At 66.2% G+C, this 24428-nt stretch carries 24 protein-coding genes and 1 pseudogene; 14 read left to right on the forward strand and 11 right to left on the reverse strand.

Going from position 1 to position 24428, the window contains the following annotated elements:
* Nucleotides 1–36: 36 nt before the first annotated feature.
* From pstS to FBY28_RS09560, 3 genes are all read right to left on the reverse strand, one after another.
* Complete coding sequence (pstS, locus tag FBY28_RS09550) at nucleotides 37–1158, reverse strand: phosphate ABC transporter substrate-binding protein PstS (protein ID WP_286177891.1); 1122 nt, start codon at nucleotides 1156–1158, stop codon at nucleotides 37–39.
* Nucleotides 1159–1263: 105 nt separating this feature from the next.
* Entirely contained in the window at nucleotides 1264–2139 is an 876-nt protein-coding gene (gene mshD, locus FBY28_RS09555) for a mycothiol synthase (protein ID WP_141866218.1), read from the reverse strand.
* A complete protein-coding gene (locus tag FBY28_RS09560) occupies nucleotides 2136–2933 on the reverse strand; it encodes a winged helix-turn-helix transcriptional regulator (protein ID WP_141866220.1) in 798 nt (265 codons plus the stop codon). The genes mshD and FBY28_RS09560 overlap by 4 nt, the downstream gene beginning before the upstream one ends.
* Before the next feature lie 206 nt (nucleotides 2934–3139).
* Here FBY28_RS09560 and lmeA point away from each other — a divergent pair, with 206 nt between their 5' ends.
* The 7 genes from lmeA (at nucleotide 3140) to FBY28_RS09595 (ending at nucleotide 7054) form a co-directional block, all read left to right on the forward strand.
* Nucleotides 3140–3922: a mannan chain length control protein LmeA gene (gene lmeA, locus FBY28_RS09565; protein WP_286178490.1), complete on the forward strand. Its 783-nt coding sequence runs from the start codon at nucleotides 3140–3142 to the stop codon at nucleotides 3920–3922.
* Nucleotides 3919–4353, forward strand: a complete 435-nt coding sequence (locus tag FBY28_RS09570) for a thioredoxin family protein (protein WP_141866225.1) — start codon at nucleotides 3919–3921, stop codon at nucleotides 4351–4353. The genes lmeA and FBY28_RS09570 overlap by 4 nt, the downstream gene beginning before the upstream one ends.
* A 20-nt stretch (nucleotides 4354–4373) precedes the next feature.
* The gene (locus FBY28_RS26405; RefSeq protein WP_353618511.1) at nucleotides 4374–4475 is read left to right on the forward strand and encodes an Ms5788A family Cys-rich leader peptide; all 102 of its coding nucleotides are present in this window, start codon (nucleotides 4374–4376) and stop codon (nucleotides 4473–4475) included.
* A 92-nt stretch (nucleotides 4476–4567) separates the two neighbouring features.
* Nucleotides 4568–5026: a DUF4395 domain-containing protein gene (locus tag FBY28_RS09575; protein ID WP_141866227.1), complete on the forward strand. Its 459-nt coding sequence runs from the start codon at nucleotides 4568–4570 to the stop codon at nucleotides 5024–5026.
* Between the two features lie 41 nt (nucleotides 5027–5067).
* Nucleotides 5068–5901, forward strand: coding sequence for a sulfurtransferase (locus FBY28_RS09580; protein ID WP_141866229.1), 834 nt, complete (start codon nucleotides 5068–5070; stop codon nucleotides 5899–5901).
* A gap of 1 nt (nucleotide 5902) precedes the next feature.
* Nucleotides 5903–6205, forward strand: coding sequence for a DUF1416 domain-containing protein (locus tag FBY28_RS09585; RefSeq protein ID WP_023986283.1), 303 nt, complete (start codon nucleotides 5903–5905; stop codon nucleotides 6203–6205).
* A 180-nt stretch (nucleotides 6206–6385) separates the two neighbouring features.
* Nucleotides 6386–7054 (forward strand): heme-binding beta-barrel domain-containing protein, encoded by a 669-nt coding sequence (locus FBY28_RS09595; protein ID WP_141866231.1) that lies wholly within the window; start codon nucleotides 6386–6388, stop codon nucleotides 7052–7054.
* Between the two features lie 289 nt (nucleotides 7055–7343).
* Here the strand turns inward: FBY28_RS09595 and FBY28_RS09600 are convergent, their stop codons facing one another.
* Complete coding sequence (locus FBY28_RS09600) at nucleotides 7344–8138, reverse strand: aminodeoxychorismate lyase (protein WP_141866233.1); 795 nt, start codon at nucleotides 8136–8138, stop codon at nucleotides 7344–7346.
* A 31-nt stretch (nucleotides 8139–8169) separates the two neighbouring features.
* On the opposite strand from FBY28_RS09600, the gene ygfZ reads away from it, so the two are divergent.
* Nucleotides 8170–9240: a CAF17-like 4Fe-4S cluster assembly/insertion protein YgfZ gene (gene ygfZ / locus FBY28_RS09605; RefSeq protein WP_141866235.1), complete on the forward strand. Its 1071-nt coding sequence runs from the start codon at nucleotides 8170–8172 to the stop codon at nucleotides 9238–9240.
* Nucleotides 9241–9382: 142 nt separating this feature from the next.
* Complete coding sequence (locus FBY28_RS09610) at nucleotides 9383–9589, forward strand: DUF3073 domain-containing protein (protein ID WP_141866237.1); 207 nt, start codon at nucleotides 9383–9385, stop codon at nucleotides 9587–9589.
* A 42-nt stretch (nucleotides 9590–9631) separates the two neighbouring features.
* Here the strand turns inward: FBY28_RS09610 and purM are convergent, their stop codons facing one another.
* A complete protein-coding gene (gene purM, locus FBY28_RS09615) occupies nucleotides 9632–10708 on the reverse strand; it encodes a phosphoribosylformylglycinamidine cyclo-ligase (RefSeq protein WP_019511103.1) in 1077 nt (358 codons plus the stop codon).
* A 119-nt stretch (nucleotides 10709–10827) separates the two neighbouring features.
* Here purM and FBY28_RS09620 point away from each other — a divergent pair, with 119 nt between their 5' ends.
* Complete coding sequence (locus FBY28_RS09620; protein ID WP_216847601.1) at nucleotides 10828–11250, forward strand: cupin domain-containing protein; 423 nt, start codon at nucleotides 10828–10830, stop codon at nucleotides 11248–11250.
* A gap of 21 nt (nucleotides 11251–11271) precedes the next feature.
* Here FBY28_RS09620 and purF read toward each other — a convergent pair whose 3' ends face one another.
* Entirely contained in the window at nucleotides 11272–12822 is a 1551-nt protein-coding gene (gene purF, locus FBY28_RS09625) for an amidophosphoribosyltransferase (protein WP_141866239.1), read from the reverse strand.
* Nucleotides 12823–12981: 159 nt separating this feature from the next.
* On the opposite strand from purF, the gene FBY28_RS09630 reads away from it, so the two are divergent.
* On the forward strand, nucleotides 12982–14286 hold the full coding sequence (locus FBY28_RS09630) for a DoxX family protein (RefSeq protein WP_141870143.1): 1305 nt from the start codon (nucleotides 12982–12984) through the stop codon (nucleotides 14284–14286).
* On the opposite strand, the gene FBY28_RS09635 is transcribed toward FBY28_RS09630, so the two are convergent.
* A complete protein-coding gene (locus FBY28_RS09635) occupies nucleotides 14283–14663 on the reverse strand; it encodes a sterol carrier family protein (RefSeq protein ID WP_019511099.1) in 381 nt (126 codons plus the stop codon). The two genes, FBY28_RS09630 and FBY28_RS09635, sit on opposite strands and share 4 nt — an antisense overlap.
* Before the next feature lie 17 nt (nucleotides 14664–14680).
* Here FBY28_RS09635 and FBY28_RS09640 point away from each other — a divergent pair, with 17 nt between their 5' ends.
* Nucleotides 14681–15889 carry an MCE family protein gene (locus FBY28_RS09640; RefSeq protein ID WP_141866241.1) on the forward strand — a complete coding sequence of 403 codons (1209 nt, stop codon included), beginning with the start codon at nucleotides 14681–14683 and terminating at the stop codon, nucleotides 15887–15889.
* Here FBY28_RS09640 and FBY28_RS09645 read toward each other — a convergent pair.
* From FBY28_RS09645 to FBY28_RS09655, 3 genes are all read right to left on the reverse strand, one after another.
* Nucleotides 15879–17612, reverse strand: a complete 1734-nt coding sequence (locus FBY28_RS09645) for an alpha/beta hydrolase (RefSeq protein ID WP_141866243.1) — start codon at nucleotides 17610–17612, stop codon at nucleotides 15879–15881. The genes FBY28_RS09640 and FBY28_RS09645 overlap by 11 nt on opposite strands.
* Nucleotides 17609–19906, reverse strand: coding sequence for a phosphoribosylformylglycinamidine synthase subunit PurL (purL, locus tag FBY28_RS09650; protein ID WP_141866244.1), 2298 nt, complete (start codon nucleotides 19904–19906; stop codon nucleotides 17609–17611). Before purL ends, FBY28_RS09645 begins: the two co-directional genes overlap by 4 nt.
* 70 nt (nucleotides 19907–19976) lie before the next feature.
* Entirely contained in the window at nucleotides 19977–20327 is a 351-nt protein-coding gene (locus FBY28_RS09655) for a VOC family protein (RefSeq protein WP_141866246.1), read from the reverse strand.
* Between the two features lie 300 nt (nucleotides 20328–20627).
* On the opposite strand from FBY28_RS09655, the gene FBY28_RS26180 reads away from it, so the two are divergent.
* Together FBY28_RS26180 and FBY28_RS26185 are read left to right on the forward strand one after the other, a co-directional pair.
* Nucleotides 20628–20894 carry a hypothetical protein gene (locus FBY28_RS26180; protein ID WP_286177894.1) on the forward strand — a complete coding sequence of 89 codons (267 nt, stop codon included), beginning with the start codon at nucleotides 20628–20630 and terminating at the stop codon, nucleotides 20892–20894.
* Nucleotides 20895–21052: 158 nt separating this feature from the next.
* Nucleotides 21053–21415, forward strand: a pseudogene (locus FBY28_RS26185) (transposase family protein); the annotation flags it as partial.
* Between the two features lie 325 nt (nucleotides 21416–21740).
* Here FBY28_RS26185 and FBY28_RS09665 read toward each other — a convergent pair.
* A complete protein-coding gene (locus FBY28_RS09665) occupies nucleotides 21741–24287 on the reverse strand; it encodes a P-loop NTPase (RefSeq protein WP_141866248.1) in 2547 nt (848 codons plus the stop codon).
* Nucleotides 24288–24428 lie beyond the last annotated feature (141 nt).

The following is a 24428-nucleotide window of genomic DNA, read 5'->3' on the forward strand; positions in this document are numbered from 1 at the left end:
CATCCTCGCGTCGACTTCGCCGATGTGCCAGTGCAACTAGGAGGCGGGTCCGATTGCCTCGATGGAGGTCAGCAGACGCTCCTTGAACTTCTCGGGCAGCGGGACGTAGCCGGCGGAGGACAGCCCCTGCTGGCCGTCATTGGCGGCCACCGTCAGGAAGGACTTGACGGCCGCGGCGGTATCGGCGTCGTAGCCGTTGGAGCAGACGACCTCGTAGGTGGCCAGCACCAGCGGGTACGCGCCGGCTTCGGAGGTCCCGTACAGCGAGGCGAGATCCAGGGTCAGGTCGTTGCCCTCGGCGGCGAACTTGGCGGCGTCGATGGCCTTGCCCGCGGACTCGTCGGTCAGTTCGACCGCGCCGCTGCCGTTGTCGATCTGGGCGTAGGGGATGCCGGCCTGGTCGGCGAAGCCCTTCTCGACATAGCCGATGGCACCAGGGGTGGCCTGCACGGCCTGCGCGACGCCTGCCGACTTCTGGGCGCCCTCACCGGCGCCGCCCTGGAACTCGCTGCCGTCACCCTTGGTCCAGACACCACCCGAGGAGGCCCCCAGGTACTTCTGGAAGTTGTCGGTGGTGCCCGAGGAGTCGGAACGGAAGATCGGCGTGATGGCGGTGTCGGGCAGGGTCTTGCCCGCGTTCAGCGCGGTGATCGCGGGGTCGTTCCACTTGGTGACCTGGCCCTGGAAGATCTTGGCAAGGACGTCGCCGTTGAGCACCAGGCCGTCGACGCCTTCGACGTTGTAGGCCATCGCGATGGGACCGAAGACCAGCGGCAGGTTCCACACCGGGTTGCCACCGCAGCGCTCGGCGGCCTGCTGCGCCTGATCGCCCTTGATGGCCGAATCGGACCCGGCGAAGTCCACGTTCTTGGCGACGAACTGCTCGCGGCCTGCGCCGGAACCGGTCGGGTTGTAGGACAGGTTCTTACCCTGACACTTCTGACCCCACACCTGGTTGAACAGCGCGATGGCGTTCTGCTGGGCGGTCGACCCCTCCGCGGTGATCGAGTTCTTGCCGCCGCAGTCGGCAGCCGAAGCGGATCCGGTCTCCGAACCGCCGCCGGCGGAGGTGCCCACGTTGTTGTCGCTGCCACACGCTGTCAGCGTGAGGGCGGCGATCGCAGTCGCCGACAGGGCCATGCCGATGTTGAGCTTCACGAATCCCACTTTCCGAGTTTTGACGGCTTCAGACTCGGTGGCAACGTATTCGGCTGCCATGGCCGGTCCGGGGACGGAAAGTGAACGCGAGGTGAACAGGTACAGCTAGTTCACAGTTGGGCGGGCATAGGCGATATCGGCGCTGAAAACCTCGAACCCCAGGCGGCGGTAGGTTTTGACCGCCGCGGTGTTGTCGCCCTCGACGTACAGGGTGACATCGGCCTCGCCGCCGAGCCGGTCTGCCAGATGATGCAGGCCCAGCAAAGTCAGTTCGGCCCCGAGACCGCGGCCCTGCGCGGCCGGGTCCACACCGACGACATACACCTCGCCCAGCGACGGGCTGTGCACCTTGGTCCAGTGGAAGCCCAGCAGCCGGGCGCCCTCGAAGGCCAGGAACAGCCCCTGCGGGTCGAACCAGGGTTCGGCGCGCCGTTCGGCGATATCGGCCTCGGTCCAGCCGCCCTGTTCCGGATGCCAGGAGAACGCGGCGTTGTTGACGCGCAACAGCTCCTGATCGTCGGTCGGCCCGGCATAGGTGCGGGCCTCATGCCGGGATTGCAGCGGCGGCAGATCGGCCAGCGGGCGCCGCATCTGGAGCAGCTCACGCACGGGGTGCAGCCCCAGCGCGGCGGCGGTGGCGCGCGCCGACGGGAGGTCGCCGTGCGCCCAGATGCGGGTGTCGGCACTCCCTGCGCCGAGACCGGTGCGGATCAGTTGCGACCCGATACCGCGACGACGGAAATCCGGATGCACCACCGCCTCGGCCATCCCGGGGTCATTCTCGTCCCGGCCGGTCAGGTTCAGGTAACCGACAACGTCGTCGCCCTCGACGGCCAGCAGGTGCCGGGTCTCGTCGCGGCCGAGTTCCCGCAACACCTGGTCCCCCACCGGAGCCACGCCGTCACCGGCCGTGGCGGCAGCGATCAGCTCGGTGATGCGGGAGCGGTCGTCGACGGACAGGCCGCTGCGCCATTCGATCACTGGCCACGCAGGGGTCCGAACGACCCTGCCGTGGAACCGAATTCGGACTCTCCGAGGTCGGCGTCGAGTTCACCGCCGAACTCCTCGTCCAGATCGTCCTCGGCCGCAGGCGCCGAGGCGCGGCCGCGGGCCGGCCGGACCGCCTTGTACCCGACGTTGCGCACGGTACCGATCAGCGCCTCGTACTCGGGACCGAGCTTGGCGCGCAGTCGACGGACATGGACGTCGACGGTGCGGGTGCCACCGAAGAAGTCGTATCCCCACACCTCCTGGAGCAACTGCGCGCGGGTGAAGACCCGACCGGCGTGCTGGGCCAGATACTTCAGCAGCTCGAATTCCTTGTAGGTGAGGTCCAGCGGCCGCCCGCGCAACCGCGCGGTGTAGGTGCCCTCGTCGATGACCAACTCCCCGAGGGTGACCTTGCCCACGCTCTCCTGGTCGGCGACACCGCCGCGGCGGCCGATCAGCAGCCGCAACCGGGCATCGATCTCGGCGGGGCCGGTACCGGGCAGCAGGATCTCGTCCAGCCCCCACTCCACATTGACCGCGACCAGCCCGCCCTCGTTGACCACGGCCACGACGGGGATGGAGGTGCCGGTGGTACCGAGCAGCCGGCACAACCCGCGGGCGGCCGCCAGATCGCTGCGCGCATCGACGATCGCGATATCGGCGGTTCCGGCCTCCAGCAGCGAGGAGACCTCGGTGGGAGCGGTGCGCACGTTGTGGGCCAACAGCGACAGTGACGGCAACACGGTATCGGGATGCGGATCCACGGTCAGTAGTAAGAGTTCCACGGTGCCCTCCCGTCATCGCCTTGCGGTGTCGTGGACTTCCCCTGGACAACGGTGTCGGAGGTCATCTTCCAGATTCATGACTGACACGTGGCCGTTACGACCGACGATCGCCCCACAATACCGTGCCACCTGGCAGTTAGCAGACCGGAACCGGCGGGTGCCCGCCCCGGCGTACCGGTGTGCGCCAGAATGTGGCGGTGCGCAAGATGCTGATCGGGGCCATCTCGACCGTCGTGGCGGTGGTTGTCGGGGCTGTCGGCACCGATTTCGGAGCCGCCATCTATGCCGAATACCGCCTCGCCCGCAGCGTGCGGACGGCCAATCATCTGGACTTCGATCCGTGGGTCAGCATCCTGGGCTTCCCGTTCGCGACCCAGGCCCGCGCACACCGATACCAGGAGTTGGAGATCCGGGCCGCCGGCGTCGACCACCCGGTCACCGGGAAGGTGTCGCTGGAGGCCACGCTGCACGACATCGACATCACCGACACCGGATGGCTGATCGGGCCCGACGCGCGCCTGCCCGTCGGCAAGGTCGAAAGCCGGATCATCCTGGACTCCACCCATATCGGCCGGTACATCGGCATGAAGGACCTGTTGGTGGAGGCACCCACCCGCGAGACCGAGGACGGATCCCCCGGGGTGACCGAGTCCGGCATCTCCAGCGGGCAGGATCTGGTGTTCACCGGTACGCCCGACGGTCTGGACAAACGCGTCAGCGTCGCGGTGGACCTGTCGCTGGCCGATCCCGGCGACACCACCCTTGTCATGACGCCCACCGGGGTGCTGACCGGCCCCGGCACGGCCGACGAGGCGGTGCCCGATGACAAGACCGCCGATGTGCTCGACGCGTTCGCCGGGCGCATCCCCGGCCAGCGATTACCGTTCGGTCTGCAGCCCACCACCGCGGGGGCACGCGGCTCCGATCTGATCATCGAGGGCATCGCCGAAGGACTAACCATCGACCTGGACGGGTTCAGACAGTCATGAACACTTCGATGGCGATCGTGATCGTCGTGGTGATCGCCGTGCTCGGGCTCGGTTACATCGTCGGCAAGCTGATCTCGTTGCGGTCGGGGATGTTGCGCGCCGCCGACGAGGCCGCCTCGATCGACACCGCCGGCCTGGGCCTGTCCACCGAAGGGCCGACAATCCTGCATTTCACCGCGACCTGGTGCGGTCCGTGCGCGGCCGTGCGGCGGGTGGTCGACCAGGTGGTCGCAGACCTGGCCGGTCAGGGAAACACGGTCGCCCACGTGGAGATCGACATGGACGACAATCCCGAGGCGGCGCGGCGGCTTTCGGTGCTGTCGCTGCCGACCACGATCATCTTCGACGCCGGCGGGCATCCGCGCTACCGCACGACCGGTGTCCCCAAGGCCGCTGACCTGCGCTCGGCCCTGCAGCCTCTATTGGCCTGACGGCCGTGCGAACGGGTACCATGTCGGTCGTGACCGCCCGTCTTGAGCTGCTGCTCACGAAACGCCGCGCAGTTGATCTGTGCCGCACGGCGGGTTGTTGCTGTTGTTGTCGTAGCTGCTGAGTAGCCGCGCCCCCTTTCTTGGTGCGCATGCTCGCGGAGGCGCCCTCATGGTGTGCCCCAGCCCAGTCCAGCCAAGCAACAGGAGCACTCACATGCCAACAGACCACATCGATCAGGTCGACGTCCGCGGCCCCCGGTTCGTCGCCTGGGTGACCACCGCCGTGCTGATCACCACGCTGCTCGTCTCGGCGGTCAGCGTGCCCGCGGCAGCGGTCATCCTCGGCCTGCAGACCGTCGTGTTCGCCATCGGCGCCACCGCGGGACCGCGTCGTCATCCCTACGGCCGGATCTACGCCGCACTGATCGCGCCCCGGCGCGGACCGGTCACCGAACGCGAACCGGTCCCGCCGCTGAAGTTCGCCCAGCTCGTCGGGTTCGCCTTCGGGTTGGCCGGCGCGCTCGGCTTCGCCGCGGGATTGCCGACGGTCGGCCTGGTGGCCACCGCGTTCGCCCTCTTCGCCGCGTTCCTCAACGCCGCCTTCGGCATCTGCCTGGGCTGCCAGATCTATCCGCTCGTCGCGCGGTTCCGCCGCGTTCCCGCTCGCCCCTGACTCACCAACGACACGCTTCACCAACCGAAAGGAACCACTTCATGGCACGCTCCGACGTCCTGGTCTCCACCGACTGGGCCGAGAGCAATCTCGACGCACCGAACACGGTGTTCGTCGAGGTCGACGAGGACACCTCCGCCTACGAGGGCGGGCACATCGCCGGCGCCGTCCGCATCGACTGGAAGACCGAGCTGCAGGACCAGGTCAAGCGCGACTTCGTCGACCAGCAGCAGTTCTCGAAGCTGCTGTCGGACAAGGGCATCGCCAACGACGACACCGTCATCCTCTACGGCGGTAACAACAACTGGTTCGCCGCCTACGCCTACTGGTACTTCAAGCTCTACGGCCACGAGAACGTCAAGCTGCTCGACGGTGGACGCAAGAAGTGGGAGCTCGACGGACGCCCGCTGGTCACCGAGGTGCCGAACCGTCCGGCTACGTCGTACACCGCCAAGGCGCCCAACAACGACATCCGCGCGTTCCGCGACGAGGTGATCGCCGCCATCGGTGAGAAGAACCTGGTCGACGTGCGCTCCCCCGACGAGTTCTCCGGCAAGATCCTCGCCCCGGCGCACCTCCCCCAGGAGCAGAGCCAGCGCGCCGGCCACATCCCGACCGCCATCAGCGTGCCGTGGAGCAAGGCGGCCAACGAGGACGGCACGTTCAAGTCGGATGAAGACCTGGCCAAGCTGTACGCCGACGCCGGCCTGGACGGCGACAAGCTGACGATCGCCTACTGCCGCATCGGCGAGCGGTCCTCGCACACCTGGTTCGTGCTGCAGGAGCTGCTCGGCCACAAGAACGTCAAGAACTACGACGGTAGTTGGACGGAATACGGCTCCCTGGTGGGTGCCCCGATCGAGTTGGGAAGTTGATATGTGCTCTGCCCCTAAACAAGGACTGACGTTGCCCGCCGGCGTCGACCTGGAGAAGGAAACCGTGATCACCGGTCGTGTGGTCGACGGTTCCGGCCAGGCCGTGGGCGGTGCCTTCGTCCGGCTGCTCGACGGCTCCGACGAGTTCACCGCCGAGGTCGTCGCGTCGGCCACCGGTGACTTCCGCTTCTTCGCGGCGCCGGGCAGCTGGACGCTGCGTGCTCTCTCGCCGGCCGGAAACGGCGATGCCAGCATCAGCCCGACCGGTGCCGGCATCCACGAAATCGACGTCAAGGTCGCTTAGTCAAAGTTCGCTCAGTCGATGAGCGATGGCACCGCGCCCGGGCCTCGGCTCGTGCGCGGTGCCCATCGGCGGTTAGGATCATCCCGTGGTGCTGTTCTTCGAATTCCTGCTCGTGGTGGCCGTCGTCGTCATCACGTGGTTCGCGCTCTACGCCGTCTACCGGCTCGTCACCGACGAGGGGTGAGCGACCCGAGGCCGTCGGACGGCGAGTCCGTTGCCCCCGGGTCGGGTGACCGGGCGGTCGCTGCTGCGGCCGAACGGGCCAAGATCACCGCGGCCCGCAACATCCCTTCCTTCGACGACCTCCCGATTCCCGCGGACACCGCGAATCTGCGCGAGGGCGCCGATCTCCACGACGGTTTGTTGGCGCTGCTTCCCCTGGTCGGGGTGTGGCGCGGCACCGGCGAGGGCCGTGACGGCGCGGGTGACTACCACTTCGGTCAGCAGATCATCGTCTCGCACGACGGTGGCGACTATCTGAACTGGGACTCCCGCTCGTGGCGACTGTCCGAGACCGGTGAGTACGTCGGCCCCGCGCTGCGCGAGACCGGTTACTGGCGGTTCGTCAGCGACCCCGCCGATCCCGACGAAACCCAGGCCATCGAGCTGCTGCTGGCCCACGCGTCGGGTTATATCGAACTCTTCTACGGCACTCCCCTGAACCAGGCGTCCTGGGAGCTGGCCACCGACGCATTGGCCCGCAGCAAATCCGGGCAACTGGTCGGCGGCGCCAAGCGGCTCTACGGCATCGTCGAGGGTGGCGACCTGGCCTATGTCGAGGAACGCGTCGACGCCGACGGCGGGCTGGTACCGCATCTGTCGGCGCGGCTCACCCGCTTCATCGGCTGAGCGCCGTCACTCCACCGCTCATCCGGCTGCCCGTGAAACGGAGCAGCCCCCGAGCCGTTTGATCTCGGTTGGACCAACCAAGGGCTCGGGGGCCGGGTGGCTACTTGGTATTCGCCAGCGCTCGCAGGGTGCGCGAAACGCGTGTGCGAAGAGCCAAGACGCTCATCACACTCCTGGTGCTGCTAGCTAGCAGCCACCTCACTTGTCCGTATGTCACTCAATTTCTCGGACCACCTCCCTTCCTGTGTACGAGCGACCGTACTCCCAGAAGCCGGGTCCGACAACCGATTTAGCCGGTGATCGCGCTCTCTACCAATCGGGCCAGGCCGTCGGCTCCGGGAGCGGGCGCCAGCGCCACCCCGTCCAGGGTGTGCACCCTGGCGGCGAGCGTCACCGCCGAGAGCAGCCAAACACCCTGAGCCGCAACAAGATCGGCGACCGTCAACGAGCGGTAGGCGCAGCGTGGGGCGATATCGAACAACGCGGCCACCGTGGTGCCCGCCAGGATCGGCAGAGCGGGCGGCGGACTGAGCAGAGTTTCGCCCACAGCGATCACGACCGACGACCGCGGCCCCTCCAGCACGGTGCCCGCCGCATCGACGTAGACGACATCGTCGGCACCATGGGCCTGGGCATACCGCAGCGCCGCCGAGTTCACGGCGTAGGACAGCGATTTCGCACCGGAGATCCGTCCCCGCGACCCGGGATCCAGGGTCAGTGCGGCCACCCCGTCGCGGCGCGCCCGCAGGGCACGCTCCGGCACATCGGAGACCGTCACGAAGGAGACCCGCGGTCCGTGCACCAGCCGAAGGACGCCGTCGCCCGGCCGGTGCGCCAGGGCCACCCCGATGGTGTCCCGCCAGCGCCGCAGGTCGGGCGCGGGCAGCCCGACCAGCGCGGCGGACACCGCGAGCCTGCCGAGATGGGCATCCAGCAGACAGGGGGTACCGGCGCGCAGCAGCACCGTCTCGAAGACCCCGGCGCCACGGACCAACATGGGGTCGGTGGCATCGACCAGCGGGGCGGACGGGGACCGCACCACCCCGTCCAGGGTCACCACCACGTCGGCGGATCGAGGGGGCATCCGGGCAGCGTAGCGGTCGTAGCATGGACGCATGTCTGCCGTACCAGCCCCCGAATCAGGTCCCGACGCCGGCGCGGTCTGGCATTACGGTGATCCACTCGGCGAGCAGCGGGCCGCGGCCACCGCCGCGGTCGTGGTGGACCGTTCCCACCGGGCCACGCTGCAACTCACCGGTGGCGAGCGTAAGAGCTGGTTGCACACCATCTCCAGCCAGCACGTCAGCGATCTACCCGACGGTGCGGTGACCGAGAACCTGAGCCTCGACGGCCAGGGACGTGTCGAAGACCACTGGCTGCAGACCCAGCTCGACGGGGTCACCGTGCTGGACACCGAACCCTGGCGCGGACAACCGTTGCTGGACTTCCTGCGCAAGATGATCTTCTGGGCCGATGTCGTCGTCGAGCCCGCCGACCTGGCGGTGCTCTCGCTCATCGGTCCCGCCGCGCCGAAAGCGCTGGCCGATCTCGGCCTGGTGGTCCCTGCCGCGCCGTGGACGGCGACGCCGTTGCCCGGTGCAGGATTCCTGCGCGCGGTGTTCGCCGACGAGTTCGACCTGGTGGTTCCCCGCGCCGACAAGGACGCTTGGCTGTCCCGGCTCGACGGCGCGGGTGTCCCGCCGGCTGGGGTCTGGGCCTATGAGGCGCACCGGGCGAGCGCGCGGCGCCCGCGCCTCGGTGTGGACACCGACGAGCGCACCATCCCCCACGAGGTGGGCTGGATCGGTGGCCCCGGTCAGGGTGCGGTGCACCTGGAGAAGGGTTGCTACCGCGGCCAGGAGACCGTCGCCCGGGTGCACAACCTCGGCAAGCCGCCGCGAATGCTGGTGCTCGTGCAGCTCGACGGTTCCGCCGACCGACCGGCCACCGGTGATCCGCTGCTGGCCGGCGGCCGCGCGGTGGGCCGCCTCGGCACCGTCGTCGACCATGTCGACGACGGCCCGATCGCGTTGGCGCTGGTCAAACGAGGTATCCCGGCCGATACGGCGCTCGTCACCGGGGGTGAGGTCGAGGTGGCCGCCGCCATCGAAGCCGAGTCGATGCCGCATACCGAGCATGTCGGCGCGGGCAGACTGGCGGTCGAAAAGCTGCGCGGTAGCCGCTGATGGAGCGCTGACACCGCTGGTACGTAGGGCCTACCAGCGGTCCGCCCCGAGGCACGGTAAGGTATCGGCAGGACAATAAACACACTCAGATCGGAGCCGCCTGCACGTTGGGCCGCTCCGTTATTGCGCGAGGGGGTCCCCTATGGGCCGCGGCCGGGCTAAGGCAAAGCAGACCAAGGTTGCTCGAGACCTGAAATACAACACGCCAGAGACTGATTTCGAGCGGCTTCAGCGCGAACTGTCCAACGGCGGTCGCAGCAGCGGCAGTGCCGACGACTTCAACGGCAGCGCCGATGATTTCGGTGGACCCGCCGATCGCTATGTCGACGAGGACGACTGGCGTCGCTGACGCCGGCCGGCGTCCCCGCGGCCGGCGACCCTCGACGGGTCTCTAGAACCGCGGGTGACGCCCGACGAGCTGAGCTCGAACCCCATCCTTTGCGCCCTTGGCCACTGTCCCCACCGGCCAGCACGCGAGGTGGCGAGCGGTGAGAATCGCCAACGCGCGGTCGGTGTCCTCCGGCGCGACGATGGCGACCATACCGACGCCCATGTTGAACGTCCGTTCCATTTCGGCACGCTCGATGCGCCCGCGCTGGGCGATCATGCCGAAGACGGGCGCCGGGGTCCAGGTGCCACGATCCAGCTCGGCCACCAGGCCGGGTGGGATGATGCGCTCCAGGTTGCCTGCGAACCCGCCACCGGTGATGTGGCAGAACGTGCGCACCTGCGTCTCGGCCGCCAGCGCCAGGCAGTCCTTGGCGTAGATGTAGGTGGGCTCCAGCAGCTCCTCACCGAGGGTGCGGCCGAACTCCTCCACGTGGCCCGAGAGATCCATCCGATCGATCTCCAGGAGGACCTTGCGTGCCAGCGAATAGCCGTTGGAGTGCAGGCCGGTGGATGCCATCGCGATGATCACATCGCCGGGCTTGACCCGGTCCGGCCCGAGCACGTTGTCGGCCTCCACGACGCCCACACCGGTGGCGGAGATGTCGTAGTGGTCGGGCTCCATCAGACCGGGATGTTCGGCCGTCTCACCGCCCAGCAGCGCGCAGCCGGCCAGAACGCAGCCGTCGGCGATACCCGAGACGATCGCGGCGACCCGCTCCGGGACGGTCCGTCCCACCGCGATGTAGTCCTGTAGGAACAGCGGCTCGGCACCGCACACGACGAGATCGTCGACCACCATCGCGACCAGGTCCAGACCGACGGTGTCGTGCTTGTCCATCGCCTGGGCGATGGCCAGCTTGGTGCCCACCCCGTCGGTCGAGGACGCCAGCAGCGGCTCGCGGTACCCGTCGCGCAGCGCGAACAGTCCGGCGAACCCGCCGAGACCGCCGCGTACCTCCGGCCGGGTCGCACGCTTGGCAAGGGGTTTGAACAGCTCGACGGCGCGATCGCCCGCCTCGATGTCCACGCCGGCCGTTGCATAGGAAATACCGTGTTGTTCGTCGTGTCCCTGACCCATGTCAGCGACCCGCCCGTTGAAGCTCGCTCATCGGGCCCAAGGCTACCCGGTCTGCGTCCACCGATCGCATCCTGCAGACCGGTCCCGCTCACGCCGCTGCTGTGAGACCGTGAGCAGTCATGACCAGATTGTGTGGGGCGCTGCTCGTCGCGATGGTGTCGTTGGGCTGGCCGGCTCCCGCGGCAGCCACCCCCGGGGAGGGCGTGCAGGGGACCATCCTGGTGCAATCCACCGGTGACGGCCAGGACTATGTCACCAAGGAGCTCACCATCGCCCCCGGCGGCAGCACCGGCTGGCACTGGCATCCCGGCCAGGTGTACGGCGTGATCCGCTCCGGCACGCTGACCCATTACTCGGCCGACTGCTCCGTCGACGGGACCTACCCGGCGGGCAGCGCCATCACCGAGACCGTCGGGCCGGGTTATGTGCACGAGGGACGCAACCTGGGACCCGACCCGCTGGTGATGTGGGTGGGCTACATCGTGCCCGCAGGCTCCCCGCTGGCCAATTCGGTGGACAACCCGGGCTGCCCGTTCCAGTGATCCGCCCCGCGGGGCCGGAAGTCACGGCCGCCGGACGGCGTCCGCGTTGTCCCCGCCGGCGTTCGTCGACTCCAGCGGAAGGCCGTTGCGTGCGGCACTGGCCAGCATGTGCTCGATGACGTTCTTGCCCAGCGCGGATTCGCCGGGAAGTTCGATCGGGTAGTCACCGTCGAAACATGCCGAGCACAGCCGCGATGCGGGCTGTTCGGTCGCGGCCACCATGCCCTGGTGGCTGATGTAGCCCAGCGTGTCGGCGCCGATCGCCCGCCGGACCCCTTCGAGCATCTCCGACTCATCGGCGGAGTTGCTGGCGGCGTTGGCGATCAGTTCGGCAGGCGTGGCGAAGTCGATCCCGTAGAAACACGGCCACTTCACCGGCGGCGAGGCGATCCGTACGTGGACCTCCACCGCCCCCGCCTCACGCAGCATCCTGATCAGTGCCCGCTGCGTGTTACCGCGCACGATCGAATCGTCGACGACGATCAGACGCTTTCCGCGGATGACCTCTTTGAGCGGGTTGAGCTTGAGCCGGATACCCAGCTGACGAATGGTCTGCGACGGCTGGATGAAGGTACGGCCCACATAGGCGTTCTTCATCAGGCCCTGGCCGTAGGGAATGCCGGAGCCCTGTGCGTAACCGACGGCGGCCGGGATGCCCGATTCGGGGACGCCGATCACCAGGTCGGCGTCGACGGGATTCTCGGCGGCCAGCCGACGGCCGATGTCGACGCGGGTGGCGTGGACGGAGCGTCCACCGATGATGCTGTCGGGCCGGGCCAGGTAGACGTACTCGAAGACGCAGCCCTTGGGGGTCGGGTTGGCGAATCGGGTGGACCGCACGCCGTCGGCGTCGATCGCCAGGAGTTCACCGGGCTCGATATCGCGGACGAAGGAGGCGCCGACGATATCGAGGGCGGCGGTCTCCGAGGCCACGACCCAGCCGCGGTCGAGGCGGCCCAGCGACAGCGGGCGCACACCGTGCGGGTCGCGGGCGGCGTAGAGGGTGTTCTCGTCCATGAACGTCAGGCAGAACGCACCGCGCACGGTGGGCAGCAGCGCCAGCGCCGCCTGTTCCAGGGTGGAGTCGGCGGCACCGTGCGCCAGCAGCGCGCCGAGGATGTCGGAGTCGGTGGTGGCGGCCGGGGCGCCGCGGGTGTCGATCAGGCCCGCCGCCCGCGCGCGGGTCGCCAGTTCGGCGGTGTTGACCAGGTTGCCGTTGTGCCCGAGGGCCACGCCGGTGCCCGCGGCGGTGTTGCGGAAGACCGGCTGGGCGTTCTCCCACGTCGTGGAGCCGGTGGTCGAGTACCGGCAGTGCCCGACGGCGACGTGTCCGTGCATGGCGGCCAGGGTCTGCTCGTCGAACACCTGGCTGACCAGACCCAGATCCTTGAAGACCAGGACCTGAGCACCGTCGGCGACCGCGATACCGGCCGCCTCCTGGCCACGGTGCTGCAACGCGTACAGGCCGTAGTACGTGAGCTTGGCCACGTCCTCACCGGGAGCCCAGACGCCGAAGACGCCGCACTCCTCTTTGGGGTCGGTCTCGTCAGGCTCTACCGGCGCGGAGGTCACGATGGCTGCTCCCTGGGGGCTGGGGGTGACGCCGCCAGTCTACGGTCATCGGTGCCGAAAAACTCAACAGCAAGATGGTTTTCACCACATCCGGGTGGGGGTTGGCCCCATTCCGCCGCGCGTATCCGGCAACTACCGTCAGCTGATGTGTGGAATTTAGTGACGAAGGTCGCATTCCGTTTCTGCGTCCTCTACTTCGGATTGTTCTGTTTGTGGTTCGCGCAGATCACCTACGCGTTCGCCGGCGTCATCGCGCTGTGGCTGCCGCCCGGTGCGGTGATGTGGCAGATGCTGTTGACCGATCCGGTCAACAGCTGGGTGGGCCGCACGGTCTTCGGTATCGATGCCGCGATCCGCCGGGACTCGGGCAGTGGAGACCAGGCCGCGATCTGGGTATCGATCCTCTGCCTGCTGATCATCGCCATGCTCGGCACCGCTCTGTGGTCGGTCCTGGACCGGCGGCGGACCGATTACGCCCGGCAGGCGGTCTGGTTCACGGTCTTCCTGCGGCTGTGTCTCGGCGGGCAGATGCTGTTCTACGGGTTCGCCAAGCTGATCCCCACCCAGATGCCGACCCCGCCGCTGGCGGCCCTGGTGCAACCTCTCGGCGAGTTCAGCCCGATGTCGATGCTGTGGCTGCAGGTCGGCACCTCTCATCCCTACGAAATGGCCCTCGGCGCGGTGGAGGTGACGGCGGGCCTGCTGCTGTTCTGGCCGCGCACCGCCGTGCTGGGGGCATTGTTGAGCCTGCTCAGCATGGGCCAGGTGTTCCTGCTGAACATGGCCTTCGACGTCCCCGTGAAGATCCTCTCGTTCCACCTGCTGCTGATCAGCATCGTGCTTCTCGCCCCGCATCTGCGGCGTCTTGTCGATGTGTTCGTGGGTCACCGTGCTGTGCAACCGGCGCCGGCGCCGCGGCTGTTCGCATCGGATCGCTCGAACCGCATCGCCACCGCCGTGCAGATCGGGCTCGGGGTATGGATCAGCATCGGGCTGGCCGTCATGGGATGGCAGGCGTGGCACCAATACGGTGACGGGCGGGCAAAACCCGAACTCTACGGAATCTGGACGGTGACCGACTTCCGCGTCGACGATCGGCAGGCTCCGCCGCTGACCACCGACGGATTCCGATGGCAGCGAGTCATTTTCGACATGGAGGGGATGGTCACGATCCAGTGGATGGACGGCGATCTGCGTGACGCACCACTGCAGTTCGATGCCGAGCAGCGGCACCTTGAGATCAGCACCCCGCTCCCGAAACCGGACGGCCAGACCGCTCCGGCCGCGGATCCGGCGGAGTTCGCCGAGTTCGATGTCGCCAGACCCGCGCCGGATCGCCTGGAGCTGACCGGCACGCTGCAGGGTCGCCCGGTCACCATGGAGCTGGAATCGGTTGTTCTGGAGAGCTTTCCGCTGCGCAGCCGCGGCTTCCACTGGGTGCAGGAGTATCCCTACATGCGCTAGCCGGGCAGGGTGACCAGGGGCAGCGCGTCAGCGATCTCGGCGGCCCGGGAACCCGACAGGTGCAGGCGGGGGTCGGTCATCGCGGTCAGTCCGGTGACCAGACGCAACCAGGTGTGGGCGTCGGTCTCCACCACATTGGGCGGTGTGCCACGGGTGTGCCGGGGCCCGGCGATGCACTGCACCGCGACGAACGGCGGTACCCGCACCTCGACGCTGGCGCCGGGTGCGGCCGCGGCGAGGGTGCGGGCGGTCAACCGCACCGCGGCGGCGATATCGGCCCGGGCCGGCGCGGGTTGGGTGTCATCACGTAACCAGTGCGCCACGGCCAGTACCGCGGCACGTGTCTCTGCCGGATCGGCAGTGCGGCGGGCCACCATCGGAATAGTCTCGCAAAGTGGCTTTCGTCGACCGGTCGGCACCGCCGTACCGGGTGGCGGGTGCGGTGGCCCTGGCACTACTGGCCGCCGCCGGTGTGCTGCTCTATCAGCAGTTCCGCGGTGAGTTCCGCTCACGCGTGGAGCTGACGTTGCTCTCGCCGCGCGCCGGTCTGGTGGTGGATCCGGGCACCAAGGTCACGCTCAACGGTGTCGAGATCGGTCGGGTCAGCCGGATCGCGCCGACGCCGACCGGCCAGGCCCGACTGACCCTGCTGGTCGATCCCCGGTACCTGGCGTTGCTACCGGCCAATATCGGGGCAGAGATCAAGGCCACCACGGTGTTCGGCAACAAGTACGTCGCGCTGGCCGCACCGGGGCATCCGGTGGGACCGCACGCCCGCGCGCACGACGAGATCACCGCGACCTGGGTCAGTACCGAATTCAATTCCCTGTTCGAAACGGTGCTCGCCATCGCCGAGCGGGTGGATCCGGTGCAGTTGAACCAGACCCTGACCGCGACCGCCCAGGCGCTGGGCGGCCGCGGGGGCACCTTCGGTGCGTCCCTGTCCGACGGCAACGCGATCCTGGCCTCACTCGACGAGCAACTGCCCCGGTTCCGCCGCGACGTCCGGGCGGTGACGGCGCTGGCCGACCGCTACACCCAGGACGCACCGGATCTGTTCGACGGCCTGGCCGCAGCGGCCACCACGGCGGACACCCTCGATGACGAACGCGGCGCCCTGGACGCGGCCCTGTTGGCCGCCGTCGGGGTCGGCGGTACCGGCACCGACATCATGGAGCGCGCCGGACCGTATCTGGTGCGCGGGGCCCAGGATCTCCTCCCCACCTCGACACTGTTCGACTACTACAGTCCGCAACTGTTGTGCACCCTGCGCAACTATCACGATGCGGCACCGCTGATGGCCCAGGTGTTCGGTGGGGACAACGGTTTCTCATTGGATTCGGCAGGCACCATCTTCGGCCTCGGCGGGGTCGGCAATGCCTACGTGTTCCCGGACAACCTGCCGAGGGTGAACGCCCGCGGCGGTCCTGGTGGCCGTCCCGGCTGTTGGCAGAAGATCACCCGGGAGCTGTGGCCCGCACCGTATCTGGTGATGGATACCGGGTTGTCCATCGCGCCGTACAACCATGTCGAGCTGGGATCCCCGATGTTCACCGAATATGTGTGGGGCCGTCAGATCGGCGCGCCGACCATCAACCCCTGACCCGTTCGCCTAACGCCCGATCCCAGCCGCGTTCCAGCCCGGCCCTGACCCGCTCGGTGTCCGCGGCCGTCCAGCCCGGTGGCGGTGCCACCGCGGCCCAGCCGTCGAGCACGGTCTCGCCGTAGTTGTGCCCGTGCCCGTCGGGCACGCCGGACGCATTCGTCATATCGGCGCTCACCTGCCAGAACGTCACGATCGGGTACCAGCGCATCGAGGCCGTGCGGTCGGCGCCACGCGGTTCTGTCAACCAATCAGGCCGGGAGAAAACAAGATTCGGCGACCACCAGACCACCGGATCGGAGGCGTGCTGCAGGAACAGCACCCGGGTCCCCTCCCAGCGCGGTGCGGCGGTCCTGGCCACCTCGGCCGGATCGTAGGCCGGGGAGAAACGCACCGTCCGGCCGCTGTCGTAGCGGGGCTCGACCTCGGTGGTCCCCGGATCCCGGCGCTGCACCAGACCGCTCCACAACGAACTCTCGTGCGGCGGGCCGACCCACAGCACGGCGGAGAAACCCATCTCCGCGATATCGGGTAACCAACCGAACGCACCCTGCCCGCCGTAGGAACCCAGACTCTCGCCGTAGAGAAGCAGTTTGGGGCGACGGTCTTCGGGCAGCGCGGCCCAGCGGCCGTGCACACCGTCGATCATGGCGCGCGCCGAGTCGACGGACTTCTCCCGGTCACCGAGGAACGAGATCCAGCTCGGCAGATACGAATACTGCATCGCCACGAGCACGGTGTCACCGTTGTACATGGCCTCGATGGCGTCGGCTGCCACCGGATTCACCCAGCCCGTGCCCGTGGTGGGGATCAGGACCAGCACCGCGCGGTCGAAGGCATCGGTGCGTTCGAGCTCGCTGAGCAGCACCGCCACCCGCTGCTCATCGGTGTCCGCGGTCTGCAACCCGGCGTACACCCGGATCGGTTCGCGGGCCGGGCGTCCGTTCAGAGCGGTCAGGTCGGCCGCGTCGGGACCGCCTGCGACGAAGCTGCGGCCCTGGTATCCCAGGGAGTCCCAGGACGCGAATGAGGCTGGGCTGCCGGATCGCTGGCTCGCCGATGGTTGGCTGACCCCGGGGGCGGTGGTCGCGTTCTGCGGTTGGAACACCTGGCCGGCGCCGACCAGGAAACCCCGGTAGAGCACACCGTTGGCGAGCATGATGCACAGCACCACGACAATGGCGGTGCCGATGAAGAACGCCACCTCGCTGTGCAGGTGCCAGCGCCGGATCAACACGCGGGCAATGAGTTTGACCAGATCGACCAGCACCCGCCAGGTCGCGATGCACGCTGCGGCGACCAGCACCGCCGGGAGCAGCGTGCGCATGTAACCCGGGGTTGCGGGTCCCTCTATACCCATCAGCGCCGATACCTGGCGCTGCCAGCGCGCCGCGGGCACCAGCATGGCCACCGGGGCGATCAGCGCACCGGCGACCATCGCGATCTTCATGGCGCGCAGGACCGGGGTGCGCGGTGGCCACCATGCGCGGCCCCGAAGGACGAAGCGCCGCAGCAGCATTGCCAGCAGGACACCGATGCCGTAGCCGATGGCGGCGTTGATACCGCCGATCAGTCCGGCGAACAGCCAGTCCCTCGGCAGCAATGACGGTGTCAGCGAGATGCAGAAGAACAATGCACCGACGGCGACGCCGACGAAATCGAGTCGGACCAAGCTCCAGCCCCATACCAGTACGGGGTGCCGGACCGAGGTCCGCTCGATCACCCGAACAACCCGGGCAGCACGCCCTCGGAGGTTTCTCGCAGTTCGTCGAGCGTGATGCTGAACTGGCCCTGGACGTCCAGTGAGTCGCTGCCCTCGTCCGAGACGCCCACCCGGTCCACCGGCAGTCCGCGCGCCTCGCACATGGACCGGAACCGGCTCTCCTCGGTGCGCGGCACCGCAACCAGGACCCGGCCCGCCGATTCGGAGAACAGGAAGACGAAGGGATCCACACCCTCGGGCAGCACCACCCGAGCGCCGGTCTCGCCGGCCAGGGCGGCCTCGACGATCGCCTGGATCAGGCCGCCTTCGCTCAGATCGTGTGCCGCCGAAACCAATCCGTCCCGCGACGCCGCGGTGAGCACCTCGGCAAGCAGCTTCTCCCGCGCCAGATCGACCCTCGGCGGCACGCCGCCGAGGTGATCGCCGGTGACCTGCGCCCAGATCGACCCGTCGAACTCATCGCGGGTGTCACCGAGCAGCAGCAATGTCTCACCGGGCTCGTTACCCAGTCCGGTGGGGATACGCCGGGCCACATCGTCGATCACGCCGAGCACTCCGACCACCGGGGTCGGCAGGATCGCGGTGCTCCCGGTCTGGTTGTAGAAGCTCACGTTGCCGCCGGTGACCGGGATGCCAAGGGCGGCGCAGCCGTCGGCGAGTCCACGGACGGCCTGGGAGAACTGCCACATCACACCGGGATCCTCCGGCGAGCCGAAGTTCAGGCAGTTGGTCACCGCGACCGGGGTGGCCCCGGTGACCGCCACGTTGCGGTAGGCCTCGGCGAGCGCCAGCTGCGCGCCGGTGTACGGGTCGAGCTGGGTGTAACGGCCCGAGGCGTCGGTCGAGATGGCGACACCGCGGCCGGTCTGCTCGTCGATACGCAGCACACCACCGTCGGCATGCTCGGCCAACACGGTGTTACCGCGCACATAGCGGTCGTACTGCTCGGTGATGAACGCACGGCTGCACAGGTGCGGGCTACCCAGCAACGCCAGCAGGGTCGCCTTGAGCTCCTCGCCGGTGACCGGACGGGCCAGCTTGGCCGAGGTGTCGGCGATCAGGGCGTCCTGGGTGTCCGGGCGTGCGACGGGACGCTGGTACACCGGGCCCTCGTGGGCGACGGTGCGCGGCGGCACGTCCACGACGGTCTCACCGTGCCAGGTGATCTCGAGGCGATCAGCATCGGTGACCTCGCCGATGACGCTGGCCAGCACATCCCATTTGCGGCAGACGGCCAGGAATTTCTCGACGTTCTCCGGTGTGACGACCGCACACATCCGTTCCTGCGATTCACTGGAGAGGATCTCCGCCGGGGTCATATCGGCGGCGCGCTGCGGGACGGCTTCCAGCTCCACCCGCATGCCACCGTCGCCCGCCGAGGCCAATTCTGAAGTCGCGCAGGACAATCCGGCCCCACCGAGATCCTGGATGCCGACCACCAGATCGGCGGCGTAGAGCTCCAGGCAGCACTCGATGAGCACCTTCTCCATGAAGGGATCGCCGACCTGCACGGCGGGCAGCTTCTTGCGCCCCGGGCCGGAGCCCTCGTCGCCACCGAAGGTCTCACTGGCCAGCACCGACACGCCACCGATACCGTCCAGACCGGTGCGGGCACCGAACAGGATGATCTTGTTCCCGGTGCCGGAGGCGAAGGCCAGGTGCAGATCCTCCTTGCGCAGCACGCCCACACACAGCGCGTTCACCAGGGGGTTGCCGGCGTAGGACGGATCGAAGACCGTCTCGCCGCCGATATTGGGCAGACCCAGGGAGTTGCCGTAACCGCCGATGCCGCGCACCACGCCGTCGAGCACGCGGCGGGTATCGGGCGCATCGGCGGCACCGAAGCGCAACTGGTCCATCACCGCGACCGGGCGGGCGCCCATCGCCATGATGTCGCGGACGATGCCGCCGACGCCGGTGGCCGCGCCCTGGTAGGGCTCCACATAGGACGGGTGGTTGTGCGATTCGACCTTGAAGGTGACCGCCCAGCCGTCGCCGATGTCGACCACGCCGGCGTTCTCGCCGATCCCGGCCAGCATGCCTGCGCGCATCTCGTCGGTGGTGGTCTCACCGAAATAGCGCAGATGCACCTTGGAGGACTTGTAGGAGCAGTGTTCGCTCCACATCACCGAGTACATGGCCAACTCGGCGTCGGTGGGGCGGCGGCCGAGAATCTCGCGTATCCGCTGGTACTCGTCGTCCTTGAGGCCCAGTTCCCGGAACGGCTGGGGTTGGTCGGGCGACGCTGCGGCGCGCTCGACGGTATCGATTTCCTGCGGGTGCGCGGATGTCACCAGGACAGTTTATTCGCTCCGCGACACCGGCGGACGCCGCGCCGCCACCGAGCACCTCAACCGCCGGGTATCAGTGCCCGCCGGAGACGCAGAATGCGTTGCCGTCCGGATCGGCCAGCACGACCCAGCGGAACGCGTCGCCGATATCGTGCCTGCCGGTCTCGGTGGCACCGAGCTCGATCAGCCGCGTCACCTCGGCCTCCAGATCGGGTGCCGAGAAATCCACATGCACCCGGTTCTTGCCCGCCGTCGGGTCCGGCACGCGCTGGAATCCCAGCCGGGGGCCGCTCGGCAGTGCCACCATGACGAATTCGCCGGGCATCTCGGCATTGAGGGTGCCGCCCGTGGCCTCGGTCCACCACTGGGCGAGGCGGTCCGGATCGGTGCAGTCGAACGTGATCATTTCTGGGCTGAGCGTCATGCGCGCACCATAGAGCAGTGCTCCGACATTTCCGGTGGCATTTCCGCCCGCCGCGGCATGACGGCGCGACCGGCACAATCGTCATATGCAGCGGCTGGTCTTCAGTGGTCACATCGCGGGCTTCGGCACCGACGCCGGGGTCCGGTTCGTCGTCGGAGTCTGGCACCGTTCACCGTTCGGCCGCTTCGCCGATGTGATGGTGCAGACCCGCGATGACACCCGCATCCTGCTGGCACCCAGCGCGAGATCGCCGAGTTCGTCTCGGCCACATACACCTTCGACGAGATCAGGATCGCCCCGGTGGCCGCCGACCTGGACGAGGACCGGTTGCGGGTGCACACCGACGACCTCGACGTCACGGTGCGCCTCGGCGGCGCCGCCCGGTTCGACGGGCTGCTGCGGCTGGTGCCCGCACCGCTGGCGCGGGCACCGTGGGTGTCGGGGACATTCGGGGGCGTCGCCCTCGGCGGGCCCGCCGACCTGCACCCGCCGGTGCGGTTCGGGTTCTCCTCGGCACCGACCGACCCCCAACTGGTGACGGTCACCACCACCATCGACCTGCCGTGACGGGTTGTGAGCCAGGTGTGCTGACCATAGACGTTGGTTACGGCGTGGTGAGGCGACAAGACGGAGTCCTCCCAGCAATTGCGAGCTGCCAAGTAACGCACTTCTGAATCTCGGCGACGTTGGCGCACCTTCGTAATGGCCGTTATTGAAACGGTTATCTGTGCTCGACTCGTTGCCTCGTTGACGACGGCTCCTCGCTACGCCGAGCCCCTGAACGCTTCCAGTTGTCGGTATCTACCGCATCGCGACGCGGGCCGATACCGCGAGCAGGGCGAAGTTGGCATGGCGACCGAATCACAGTCCAACCCGCACGTCCACGCGCACCGACAGGCACATCATCGGAGTTTGGGTTACGCGAGGCGGGGACCCGAACGAATGGCTAACTCCTCGGGCTTCACCCCTCGACGGTGTATCGGGCGTCGGCCCGCTACGACATCGCAAGACTTCGATGGCTCGACCGCGCCACCGGCCGCGTCGTGCATCGACTGGGATCTGCCCGCAGCGGCGATCTGGTCCACGCCAGGAAAGCCAGCAGGGCTTTCGAGTAATCGGCCGCATCGTGGACGCGCTTGATCTTAGGGCCGAACAGCCGGTCAGCTTCGCCGCTCCGATGTGAAGGGCGAAGCGACCTACACGCATACTGACAATTGCGGCGCCACCATACCCGCTTCGATTGCCTGCAGGTCACAGCCGGCTTGAACTAGTTCGACGCGAGTTCCAGTCACCTTAGAAGCCATTCCAGATGCCGGCCTATTGCGTTATCTCTTGGACTTTACAAATAGGCACATAACAGACAATCTCAAGTCAAGCGAAAGTGTGCAATATCTGTGTGCGACCTACTTATCCTTAAGCATAATCGTCAAACTCCATGTCTTCGGTGATGTTCGGCAGTGGTCTATCGATTATTTGTTGCGCCTCCTGGGCCGTAAATTCGCCATGCCTAATCAGCCGCAACTGAAGGAACAGACCGTACATCTCGGCCACGATTTTCTGCTCGGCGGTATGGCGCAGACTGGAATCGTCGATGCATTCTCGATGGACATCTGCCAGATCGGATTCGAGGGCCTCGTAATCATCAAGGACTGAACCACCTTTTACGATCTCTCTATAGAGGGCCAGCGTTTGCCTAAAGCGGTTAAGGAGGACCACGCCCGCCCTCGGAGAGAGCGTGGCCGCATGGATTAGTTCGCTTCGCCCTTGTCCGTACAGATCCCAAGACTCCGGCCCCCCAGGCTCTACGTCCACGTAACTACGCAAGATCAAGAGCCGTCCCAGCGTCGTTCGGCGACGAACCTCCTCGGGCGCAAGATCGACAGCCTTCGCCGCGTATGAGGTTGCAGGAACGAACTGTCTTGCTAGCTGAGAAGCGATGGACCGTTGCTCCCAAAAAGCTGCCTGATCACCAAATAACCCCTCAAGTTTCCCATATAGCGAATCCAGAGCATAAGTCGGCAAAACGATCCGCAGCCCTCTCGCCCTCATAACTGCCCTAAGGATTCTGTACTCGTAATTTCTACTCTTCCTCGTGGTGCTATTCATGTAGGGAGCTAAGCGAGTCATAAAAGCTTCAAGTGACTCGGCAATTGAGTTTGGGGGGAAGGCTGATTTGATAGCACTTATTGCGACAGACCGATACCTACAGGTAAGCCGACCATTCTCCTCAACTAACAGGTCCGAGTATGCCCGAGTGCTAAGAAGACCCCGAAGGGCAGCGACCTTCAAGCCAGTTGCTTCAACAAGAAATATCGGCATCGAGTAACCGAAGCTATTGACAAAGGAAGTTAGAAACACCACCATTCGTGATTCGAAATCGGGCAAGGCGTCGAAGCGCGGTCGGATTCTGTCCCTGTAGCCTTGACCGAACTCCAGTTCACTCATAGCGTCGAAGATATTTCTTCGCTCGAACAATCGTATTCGATCGGACTCATTCATTCTTTGCAGTCGAGCATATCTGCCCTGCTGCACGACATGACCTATTAACTCTCTTGCGTCAACGCGGCTCAGTGTTTCAGTATGCAAACCCGAACTCTGATCATGTATCTCAAGAAAACGACCCGAGATATCTTGAAGCACAATTTGTCTTCGCGTTGACCGCTCAAAAGCGAGAACGACCACTTTCATACCGCCATCTACGGCACCCTGCATTAACTTTTGCAGGTCGAGCGTGAAGTCGGCGATACCGTCATAAATAAGTACAGCTTCTCCACGGCCTGCTAGAACACGCAGCGTCGCCTTGATATCAATTGTTCGGTCGGACCTAAAATAGAAAACCGGGATTGACTGCTCTAACAGCAGCTTGGCTACCACAAATGAAGCACAAGTTTTTCCCGAAAACCGAGGCGCGAAAGCAACGTGGAGCTTTTGCACTATCCCACTCGCGAGCTCCTCAATTACGCTGTCAGCCAGTTTTCGATGCCAGCCAAAAGTCGCAGCTTTGCCGGTAACAATATCATCCCAGCATGGTTCAAATCCTAGAAAGAAGTCGTGACCGATCGGGCGGACACTTTCACGCAGGCTCAGTGGATCAAATTGCGATGCAAAGCGTGCTACATCTGCAGGCGGAGCAGCAATTGACTGCCATTGGTAATAAGCGGTTGCTCGACTTTCAGAGGTTAATTCGACAAGCTCAGCAGAGGCACTTGCTGCGGTCAATTCAACGGCAACCAGATTGCGCAAGTCCAGTTGCTCACGCATTTCATCGGGAATACTTTGAGAAATATACAGCGAAGGCGAGGAGCTCGAAGGCTGCTTAATGCGAGTTGCTTGCGCTAGGTCATACTCGCCGAAAAGCGTCGAGCCGATCGTTATAAAGGGCGAACCCACCCAGGAATTGAAAAAAAGCGGAAACCATGCAAACTTCTTCTCGATTGCATCGACATACTCCGTTATAGAAAAGATCAGGTCCAGTGGACCGGTCTCGAACACGCGACCATGGAGATGGACAGCTTGCACTCCAAAATCATCTCGAATCGGATTTCGCCACGTATAGGACGCACTGAGCAGAGGACCTTCCCTACCCGGCATTGAGTACGCTCGCTCGACGACGTCATCTACATTCAATGTCCAGATGCGTTTCCACACGACGCTGGTGAGGTCGACCATCCACTCACACGGTATGCAGTTCACGAAACGCCGTTTGAAATGATCTTCGACTAGGCTGGGTTGCCGCATTCTTGCAATCTCATACGCGTCAGCTAGCACCGTCTGGCTGGTACCAACGAGCGCATTAAGTTCGGCGATTAATTCGCCACCCAGGGGAAGGTGGTTTCCCTGGCTATCTGTTGAGTCACGACTGGCACCAGCTCCGAGTAACAGATTGTAGCGCCCCGCTCTCAGCTCTTGTACAAAACCGTCCCTCATGTTCTCTGGAATCTGATCGATTATTCCCGACAAAGCTTCACCTTTCGGGTCACAGGCCCTGAACTTATGTAAAGCCAGTAGGCCATGACTGCTTGGATGGCACGAAAATTCACTTTTGACGCTTGATTCTCTACGAATTGCAACACGCCCACTATCCAACGAACGGCCTACGCA

The sequence above is a fragment of the Arthrobacter sp. SLBN-53 genome, from assembly GCF_006715585.1.
Lineage (GTDB): Bacteria > Actinomycetota > Actinomycetes > Mycobacteriales > Mycobacteriaceae > Mycobacterium > Mycobacterium neoaurum_A.

Excerpts from the sequence above, each read along its gene's own strand:
- lmeA (WP_286178490.1), top strand. The coding sequence starts at position 3,140 with ATGCTGATCGGGGCCATCTCGACCGTCGTGGCGGTGGTTGTCGGGGCT.
- FBY28_RS09570 (WP_141866225.1), top strand. The coding sequence starts at position 3,919 with ATGAACACTTCGATGGCGATCGTGATCGTCGTGGTGATCGCCGTGCTC.
- FBY28_RS26405 (WP_353618511.1), top strand. The coding sequence starts at position 4,374 with ATGTCGGTCGTGACCGCCCGTCTTGAGCTGCTGCTCACGAAACGCCGC.
- FBY28_RS09575 (WP_141866227.1), top strand. The coding sequence starts at position 4,568 with ATGCCAACAGACCACATCGATCAGGTCGACGTCCGCGGCCCCCGGTTC.
- FBY28_RS09580 (WP_141866229.1), top strand. The coding sequence starts at position 5,068 with ATGGCACGCTCCGACGTCCTGGTCTCCACCGACTGGGCCGAGAGCAAT.
- FBY28_RS09585 (WP_023986283.1), top strand. The coding sequence starts at position 5,903 with ATGTGCTCTGCCCCTAAACAAGGACTGACGTTGCCCGCCGGCGTCGAC.
- FBY28_RS09600 (WP_141866233.1), bottom strand. The coding sequence starts at position 8,138 with ATGCCCCCTCGATCCGCCGACGTGGTGGTGACCCTGGACGGGGTGGTG.
- ygfZ (WP_141866235.1), top strand. The coding sequence starts at position 8,170 with ATGTCTGCCGTACCAGCCCCCGAATCAGGTCCCGACGCCGGCGCGGTC.
- FBY28_RS09610 (WP_141866237.1), top strand. The coding sequence starts at position 9,383 with ATGGGCCGCGGCCGGGCTAAGGCAAAGCAGACCAAGGTTGCTCGAGAC.
- purM (WP_019511103.1), bottom strand. The coding sequence starts at position 10,708 with ATGGGTCAGGGACACGACGAACAACACGGTATTTCCTATGCAACGGCC.
- FBY28_RS09620 (WP_216847601.1), top strand. The coding sequence starts at position 10,828 with ATGACCAGATTGTGTGGGGCGCTGCTCGTCGCGATGGTGTCGTTGGGC.
- FBY28_RS09635 (WP_019511099.1), bottom strand. The coding sequence starts at position 14,663 with ATGGTGGCCCGCCGCACTGCCGATCCGGCAGAGACACGTGCCGCGGTA.
- FBY28_RS09655 (WP_141866246.1), bottom strand. The coding sequence starts at position 20,327 with ATGACGCTCAGCCCAGAAATGATCACGTTCGACTGCACCGATCCGGAC.